1 protein-coding gene is annotated in these 316 nt (G+C 53.8%); it reads right to left on the minus strand.

The window, feature by feature from the left end; translation table 11 throughout:
* Window positions 1-75 precede the first annotated feature (75 nt).
* Window positions 76-316 (minus strand): hypothetical protein (locus ACG00X_RS24085; protein ID WP_394492369.1); only part of this gene is annotated, 241 nt, incomplete at its 5' end.

The raw sequence follows: 316 nt of genomic DNA on the forward strand, positions 1-316 counted from the left end.
TCCCGAACAGGACAGTGAAACGAGTCAGCGCCGATGATAGTGCGGATTCCCGTGTGAAAGTAGGTCATCGTCAGGCTATTTACTAAAGCCAACCCCCATCAGTGCAAACTGGTGGGGGTTTTGCTTTTGGGGCAATCGGTGCTGGGAATACGGTAGAACCTCGCCAGTAAACGTACGGGTGTTGCCGCCGACCGAAAACTGACCAGACAAACCGTGTAGCGCCGACTGAATATTGACCAGGGTGACAGACCTACCCTGCTGCATTTTGCGGCAGGGGTATGAAGGGTGATCACCATGGCCATGAAGGGCAAGATTC

It is taken from the genome of Pelomonas nitida (assembly GCF_043555975.1).
Classification (GTDB): Bacteria; Pseudomonadota; Gammaproteobacteria; order Burkholderiales; family Burkholderiaceae_C; genus Pelomonas; species Pelomonas nitida.